Source organism: Kitasatospora sp. NPDC059803 (genome assembly GCF_042732255.1).
In the GTDB taxonomy this organism is placed as follows: Bacteria; Actinomycetota; Actinomycetes; order Streptomycetales; family Streptomycetaceae; genus Kitasatospora.
In genome coordinates, this window is record NZ_JBHWIJ010000376.1 from 1 (window position 1) to 7,350 (window position 7,350).

General features: G+C 71.4%; 7 protein-coding genes and 1 pseudogene. 6 read left to right on the top strand and 2 right to left on the bottom strand.

The window, feature by feature from the left end:
* Nucleotides 1-311: 311 nt before the first annotated feature.
* Nucleotides 312-1,112, top strand: coding sequence for a phytanoyl-CoA dioxygenase family protein (locus ACFV6I_RS35785; protein ID WP_380430101.1), 801 nt, complete (start codon nucleotides 312-314; stop codon nucleotides 1,110-1,112).
* 32 nt (nucleotides 1,113-1,144) lie between these two features.
* Nucleotides 1,145-1,585 (top strand): annotated as a pseudogene (locus ACFV6I_RS35790) (DUF6309 family protein); the annotation flags it as partial.
* Between the two features lie 36 nt (nucleotides 1,586-1,621).
* On the opposite strand, the gene ACFV6I_RS35795 reads toward ACFV6I_RS35790, so the two are convergent.
* Complete coding sequence (locus ACFV6I_RS35795) at nucleotides 1,622-2,371, bottom strand: SDR family oxidoreductase (protein ID WP_380430104.1); 750 nt, start codon at nucleotides 2,369-2,371, stop codon at nucleotides 1,622-1,624.
* Between the two features lie 98 nt (nucleotides 2,372-2,469).
* On the opposite strand from ACFV6I_RS35795, the gene ACFV6I_RS35800 reads away from it, so the two are divergent.
* Both ACFV6I_RS35800 and ACFV6I_RS35805 read left to right on the top strand, forming a co-directional pair.
* A complete protein-coding gene (locus ACFV6I_RS35800) occupies nucleotides 2,470-3,804 on the top strand; it encodes an aspartate aminotransferase family protein (RefSeq protein ID WP_380430107.1) in 1,335 nt (444 codons plus the stop codon).
* Between the two features lie 43 nt (nucleotides 3,805-3,847).
* The gene (locus ACFV6I_RS35805; protein ID WP_380337961.1) at nucleotides 3,848-4,024 is read left to right on the top strand and encodes a hypothetical protein; all 177 of its coding nucleotides are present in this window, start codon (nucleotides 3,848-3,850) and stop codon (nucleotides 4,022-4,024) included.
* A gap of 164 nt (nucleotides 4,025-4,188) precedes the next feature.
* Here ACFV6I_RS35805 and ACFV6I_RS35810 read toward each other — a convergent pair whose 3' ends face one another.
* The gene (locus tag ACFV6I_RS35810; protein ID WP_063351429.1) at nucleotides 4,189-4,905 is read right to left on the bottom strand and encodes a TetR/AcrR family transcriptional regulator; all 717 of its coding nucleotides are present in this window, start codon (nucleotides 4,903-4,905) and stop codon (nucleotides 4,189-4,191) included.
* 128 nt (nucleotides 4,906-5,033) lie between these two features.
* On the opposite strand from ACFV6I_RS35810, the gene ACFV6I_RS35815 reads away from it, so the two are divergent.
* Both ACFV6I_RS35815 and ACFV6I_RS35820 read left to right on the top strand, forming a co-directional pair.
* Complete coding sequence (locus ACFV6I_RS35815) at nucleotides 5,034-5,954, top strand: NAD-dependent epimerase/dehydratase family protein (protein WP_380337958.1); 921 nt, start codon at nucleotides 5,034-5,036, stop codon at nucleotides 5,952-5,954.
* Nucleotides 5,955-6,092: 138 nt separating this feature from the next.
* Entirely contained in the window at nucleotides 6,093-7,094 is a 1,002-nt protein-coding gene (locus ACFV6I_RS35820) for a hypothetical protein (protein WP_380337955.1), read from the top strand.
* The last annotated feature ends 256 nt before the right edge of the window (nucleotides 7,095-7,350 follow it).

Consider the following 7,350-nt stretch of genomic DNA (forward strand, 5'->3'; position numbering starts at 1 on the left):
CAGCCGCCACCCCGTCGGCTTCTCGGCATTGAAGTTGGGGTTCATTGAGCCAAACCCCACCTTGGAGTGATGTTTTGAGATGGCGTCAGATCTCCGAAGGCGGCTGGAGGGCCAGGCCGATGGCGGACGCCCCGCGGAACGCGGGATTCCCCTAACTGGCCTGTCGATCAAGGGTGGTTCTGACCCCGAGAGCGTGTGCTTTTTGGACGTTCGCCGGACTCCGGGCATGCTCCGTGGCGGGTGTGGACAGACGTGTCGGGAGCGTTCTGGCGTCATCGGGGTAACAATCGAGTGAACCGGGGATTCGACACGTGGCAGAGGTCCGCACCGCTGAGGTTCAGACAGGGAGTTTCACGGAGGACGGTTTCCTGGTGCTGCCGGGCTTCCTCCCGGCCGGTCTCGTGGACCGCCTCGTTCCGGAGGTGGACAGATGGGTGGAGGAAGGGTGGCGTCAGCGGTCCATAGAGGCCAGTCTGCGTCCGGGGGCGCGAGCACTGGAGGTGATCGAACTGGACCTGCCGGCGCACGGTGAGCTCGCGGTGCTGCCGGCACTGCTGGACCTGCTCGGCCGCCCCGAGCTGCTCGGGCCGTCCTTCGTCTTCCACCACCTGCACAGCGACCGGCGGCCGGCCGGGGGAGCGGGCAAGAGCTGGCACCACGACTACGAGCAACGGCCCCAGCGCGACCGCCGCCTCCCCATGATCCACGCCCTGCACTACATCGGCGGGCTCCAGCCGGAGCTGGGTGGTCTGGCCGTCCTGCCCGGCTCGCACCGGGAGGTGGCCGAGAAGGACGCCCGGAGCCACCTGGGAACGGGTGTGCTGCCGGGGGAGACGGTCATCGACGAACTGCCGCCCGGGTCCACCGTCGTGCTCCATTCGGCGCTCTTCCACACGCGTAGGTCCGCCCCCGGGGCGGATCCGGGTACGGGGCCCCGCTACATGATCGACGGCTCGTACTGTCGTACCGGCACGCGGTGGTCCCCGGTCAAGCCGTACTGGCGGCAGGTGCTGGCGGTGGGGCGCGCCCGCGGCCTGGACGCGGGGTGGCCGGAGCTCTTCGCCGAGCGGCACTTCGGCGAGTACGAAGAAATGGAGAGGTCCGGCGGATGAGGATTCTGGGAGCGGTGCGATTCGACACGGTCATGCGCCGTTTCGCCCGTGAACACCCCTTCGACGGGGCTGACGAGGCCAACTCCAACGATGAGGCCGAGGGGCACATCCGCAATGCCCAGCTCGGGTCGGGCGGCCGTTGGCATCGCGTGCTGCTGGAGGGGCCCGAGGTACGCGGGGTGGTGCTCCCCTGGCACCTGGGCGAGGACGGTGCGGCCGAGCTCATCCCCAGGACCGGGCTGAGCGTGGCCGCGACGTCCGACCGGCTCGCCGCGCTGGGCGCCTCGTACGCCCGGTCCAACCCGCTGTGCGCGTACAAGCTCGCCCGGCAGAGCGCGGCCGACTGCCTTCCCCTCTACCTGAGCACCCGTCCGGCGCCCGGTCCCGACTACGAGTGCCTGACCGTCCGCGAAGGGCTGATCCATCTGGACGGGCTGCACCGGATGCTCGCCTGGGACCAGGCCGGGCGGCTGGCGCCCGGCAACTGGTTCGAGGCGTACGTGGCCGGACTACCCGCGCCCGACGTACGGCATGGCACTGGGCATGACCAGGACGGACTGGATGTTCACCCCGGGGGGCAGGTCGGCCATGGCCCGCACCGTGTCGACGACGTGCCGCACGTCCATGGTGGGTTCGACCCGCCGTGACCCGTCGGCCTGGAGGACCGCCGGCTGGGGGCCGTCCGGCGGGGTGACGTTTCCGATGTCGATCTGGCCGCAGGAGATGTCGTGGCGGCGGCCGTCCAGGGACAGCGAGCGCGTCATCCCGGCCACGGCGTGCTTGGCCGCGGTGAAGGCGATGGAGTCCGGCCGGGGCGCCTGTGCGGAAGGCGCCCCGTTGTTGATGATCCTTCCCCCGCGCGGATCCTGACGCTTCATCACTCGGAAGGCGGCGCGCGAGCAGAGGAAGGTCCCCGTGGCGATGGAGTCCATCACCCGGTGCCAGTCCTCGACGGCCACGTCCTCGGTCGGGGTGTACGGCATCACGTCGGCCGCGTTGTTGAACAGCAGGTCCAGCCGGCCGAACCGCTCCACGACGGAGTCGAACAGGCCGTCCACGGCCGCCGGATCGGTGATGTCGACGGAAAGCGGGACCGCGCGGTCACGACCGGCGGAGTCGGCGAGCGCCACCGTCCCGTCCAACGGGCCCTTGCGGCGACCCACCAGCACCACCGTCCAGCCGTCCGCCAGCAGGCCCAGGGCGCACGCCCGCCCGATCCCGCTGCCCGCTCCGGTGACGACAGCCGTCCTCACAGCCATGCCCACGTCCCATCTTCTCCACGAATCCCGTCAATTCCACGCCTACGAAGGGCAGTCCGAGCGTGCCCGACCAACCCTCGACCAAACAGGAGCCGTACATGAATGGCCGTATCCAGCCGCCGGGCGCAACCGACAGCAGCCGCCGGTGGTTCGAGCGGGCCCAGACGTCGCTGGCCGGCGGCATCAGCTCCTCCGCCCGGATGACCTCGACCGGTCCGAACCCCTACCCGCTCTACATGGCCGACGGCTCGGGTGCGCGCATCCGGGACGTCGACGGCAACGAGTACCTCGACTACCTGGTCTCCTACGGCAGCGCGGTCCTGGGCCATGCCAACCCGCAGCTCACCGACGCGCTCACCGCCGTCCTGCACACCGGCACGATGTTCGGCACCTGCAACACCGTCGAAGTCGAACTCGCCGAGCTGATCCAGGCGATGGTGCCCTGCGCGGAGCTCGTCCGCTTCGCCAACTCGGGCAGCGAGGCGGTGCAGGGCGCCGTGCGGGCCGCCCGCGGTTACACCGGGCGCTCGAAGGTCCTCAAGTTCGAGGGCCACTACCACGGCTGGTCGGACACCCTGGCCGTCTCCAACCGCCCCGACGCCGCCGAGGCCGGCCCCTACGCCGCGCCGCACGCGGTACCCCATTCCCCCGGCATCCCGGCCGGGGTCGTCGGCGACGTCGTCGTCTGCCCGTGGAACGATCCCGCGGCGCTCCGAGCCGTCCTGGACGCCCACCGCGGCGAGTTCGCGGCGGTGATCTGCGAGCCGATCGTGGCCAACAACGCCTGCACCATGCCCGCGCCGGGCTACTTGAGTCTGCTGCGGGAGGAGTGCACGGCCCGCGGGATCATCCTCGTCTTCGACGAGGTCTGCACCGGATTCCGCACCGGCCCCGGAGGCGCCCAGGCGCTGTTCGGGGTCGTGCCCGACCTCGCCGTCTTCGCCAAGGCACTGGGCGGAGGCCTGCCCATCGCGGCCTTCGCGGGACGGCGCGACGTGATGGAACCCCTGGCCGCGGGGCGGGTCAAGCACGGCGGAACCTACAACGCCTCGCCGCTGTGCGCGACCGCCGCACTGGTGACGCTGCGCCACCTGAACCAGCCGGCCGTCACGAAGCACATCGAGGAGAGCGGCCTGCGGATCATGGAGGCCGTCCAACGGGCCGCCCACGACCGGCGCATCCCCTGTGTGGTGCAGGGCGTCGGAGCCATGTTCCAGACGGTGTTCACCGCGGACGGGATGCCGAGCCGCCAGTACCGCGACCTGCTCCGCGCCGACCAGGCCCGCCACGGCGCGTTCCGCCACGCGCTGCTCGGGCGAGGGGTCCACGTCAACGCCTTCGGCATGGCCTGCTGGTTCGTCTCCGCCGCGGTGACGGAGGACGATCTGGACGCCACGTGCGAGGCCGTGGAGGGCGCCTTCAGCACGCTGTGAGCCGTCGGCAGGCGGTGATGCCTACGGGTCGGCGAAGACGGCGGTGGACGCGGCCAAGGCGACCGCCCAGGCCCAGACTCCTGCCGAGTACGCGCAGAAGGCCCGGGCCACCGCGCAGGCCGCCGCCGAACACGCCGCCCAGGCCCAGCAGGCCGCGCAGGCCGCTGCCGAGCACGCGGACAAGGCCGAGGCTGCCGCTCGCAACCTCCCGACCGCCTGATCCGGTCGCTCCATCTGCGCCCGTCCCACGTGCGGCCTCCGCCCGTGGGGCGGGCGCGGTCCGCGAGGAGCGCGTACGCCGCAGGCCCCGGTGCGCGCCGTCCTCGTGATGGGCCATGCCGGTGTCCACCGCGGGTGCCGGACCGGGCCGCTGGTAGTGGGGTGTCACGCAGGAGGCGACAGGACATCGAGCCCGATTGCCTCGGCGGCAATGGTCATGGCGGCGTCGAAGTACGCGGGGTAGTCCGTGATCACCTCGTTCAGGTGACCGAACAGCTCGAAGCTGATCGTGCCGATCAGGGAGATCCACAGGGTGAGCGACCGTTCCACCAGGTCCGCGTACGGTTCGGCCGGTGCCCCTCCCGCGCTGTCGAGCACCTGCTGGGCGACGAGCCTCGGCCCGGGGAGCGGCTGCGTGGGGGGTCGCAGGAGGCCCGAGGCGTGTGCCTCGACGACGAGACCGGCCATCAGGCGGGTGACCCGGGTGGCGGGGTCGACCGTGTCGGTGGGGGCCTGGTAGCCGGGGACGGGCGAGCCGTAGACCAGGGCGAACTCGTGCGGGTGGGCCAGGGCCCACTGGCGGACCGCCCGGCATGCGGCAAGCCACCGGGCGCCCGGATCGGCGGGAGCGGCGGACGCCGCCCCTGACTCCGCGGCCGCTCCGACCGCGTTGAACGCGTCGATGATCAGCGCGGTGAGCAGTGCGTCCCGGCTGGGGAAGTAGCGGTACAGCGCCGAGGAGGCCAGGCCCAGGTCACGCGCCACCGCGCGGAGCGACAGTGCGGCCGCCCCGGTCTCGGCGAGCTGGCGAGTGGCGGCTTCCTTGATCGCGCGAGTGAGCTCGGCGCGGGCCAGCTGCCGCGCGGTCTGCGATGCCGTCATGCCGTTCATCCTCTCATTCGAGAGCAGTGCACACAAGAGAGAGCACTGCTCTTGACTTCTCCCCGCCGCTGCGCGAACACTCCTCAATGAAGAGAGCACTGCTCTCTCAATTCCCCAGGAGGACCTGCATGGCACGGCACATCGTCATCGGCAAGGGCCCCGTCGGCGCCACCACGGCGCGACTGCTCGACGAACAGGGGCACGAGGTCGTCGTCCTGAGTCGCTCCGGCGGCGACGGGAGTACGGCGCTCGACGTCACTGACACGGCGTCACTCCGGCAAGCCACCAAGGGCGCCGAGGTGATCTACAACTGCGCGAGCCCGCTGTACCACCGGTGGCCCACCGACTGGCCGCCGATCTCGAACGCCCTCCTCGACGCGGCGGAGGCCGCCGGCTCGGTGCTGGTGACGATGGGCAACCTGTACGGCTACGGCCCCGTCGACGCCCCCATCACGGAGGACCTGCCGCTCGCAGGCACCGGCACCAAGGCCCGGGTCCGCATCGGCATGTGGCGCGACGCGTTGGCCCGGCACCAGGCCGGCCGGATCCGCGTCGCGGAGGCGCGCGCCTCGGACTTCTTCGGGCCCGGCGTCACCGAGGCCGGCCACCTCGCCCAGCGGATGATGCCCGCGCTCCTGGCCGGCCGTGCAGTCAGGCTGATCGGCAACCCGGACGCACCGCACAGCTTCACCTATATCCCCGACATCGCCCGTGCGCTCGTACGGCTTGGTACCGACGAGCGGGCGTGGGGACGCGCCTGGCACGTTCCCACCGCCCCGCCGCTGTCGACCCGGGAGGCGGTCCGGCACCTGTGCCGGCTGGCGGGTCTGCCGCCGGCCAGGGTCGGCCGGATTCCTTGGTGGCCACTCCACCTGGTCGGCCTGGTCAACCCCATGCTCGGGGAACTGCGGGAGGTGCAGTACCAGTTCGACCGGCCGTTCGTGCTCGACTCCCAGGCGTACACCGCGACCTTCGGCGAGGTGTCGACCCCGATCGACGAGGCACTGGGGGCAACCGTCGAGTGGTGGCGGGCGCGGCTCAGCCGGTAGCGCCACGTGCGCGGCATCGGCTGTCGGGCTGTGCAGACCCTGCGGCGAAGTCAGGAGCGGGCCGAAGCCGCGTTCAGTGAATCAACTCCGAGCACAGCGTGGCGTAGAGCAACGCCGTGCAGTCCACTCTCCGAGGAAATGATGACGATCCGCCTCTGGCACCGCCCGCTGGTACTGCTCGCCGCTGCCATGGCGGCCCTCGCCCTGGCATCCGCCGTCGGCCTCGCGGTCGACGACCGGATCCTGGTCGGGGAGCCGATCTGGCTGAAGCCCTTCAAGTTCTCCCTCTCCATCGCGATCTATTCGGTGACCCTCGCGTGGATGCTGTCCCTGGGCCGCACGGCCCCCCGCTGGGTCTGGTGGCTCGGGACGACGATTGCCGCCGCCAACGTGATCGAGATGGTGGTCGTCGTTGGCCAGGTGCTCCGCGGCAGGCAGAGCCACTTCAACGTCGCCACACCGCTGGACGCCGGCCTCTGGTTCGCGATGGCCGCCTCGATCGTCACCTTGTGGCTGGCCAACCTCGGCATCGCGGCCAGGTTGTTCCGCGAGCGGACCGGGGACCGCGCGGCCACCTGGTCCGTCCGGCTCGGCCTGCTCCTCGCACTGGTGGGCATGGCATTCGGCTTCCTCATGACCAGCCCGACCCCTGCCCAACTCGGTGCCATGCGCAGCGGGGCCGCCGTGGGCATCGTGGGGGCACACAGCGTCGGCGTCGCCGACGACTCGCCCGGCATCGCCATCACCGGCTGGAGCAGCACCGGCGGCGACCTGCGCATCCCCCACTTCGTCGGAATGCACGCGCTGCAGGCCATCCCGCTCTTCGCCTGGCTGCTGATCACACTGTCCCGCAGGTTCCCGCGGTTGGCCGACGAGCGGACGCGCCTGCGCCTGGTCCTGGTGGCGACCGGGACCTACGCGGGCGTGCTGGCGATCCTGACCTGGCAAGCGCTGCGCGGCCAGTCGCTCGTCCACCCCGACGGTGCGACCCTGACGGCCGTGGCCCTGCTGGCCGTTGGCATGGTGGCGTCCGTTGTGGCGGTCGCCCGGCACCACCATGTGCCACCGGCGCCGCACAGCAGCGCCGGCATGACCGGCCGCCCGGTCAAGCCGCGCTGCACCCGCGTCGCCGCGGACTAGGCCCTGTCCGGCCGATCTTGCCGGGCCCGCGATGCCGGGCATCCCGCCTGGACGCACGCCCGAACCGCCCAAGTACGTCCAGTACGAGGGCGATCCGGGCGCACGCCCAGCCGGGCGCCCAACGCCGCGGGCTGATCCGCCAAGATCGACCGGACAGGACCTAGTCGAGGTCGTCGCCGAAGTCGGGGCGGACGCCCTTGGCGAACTGGATCTCGTCGTTGCTGGTGCCGGCCGCGACCATCGGCCAGACCATGGC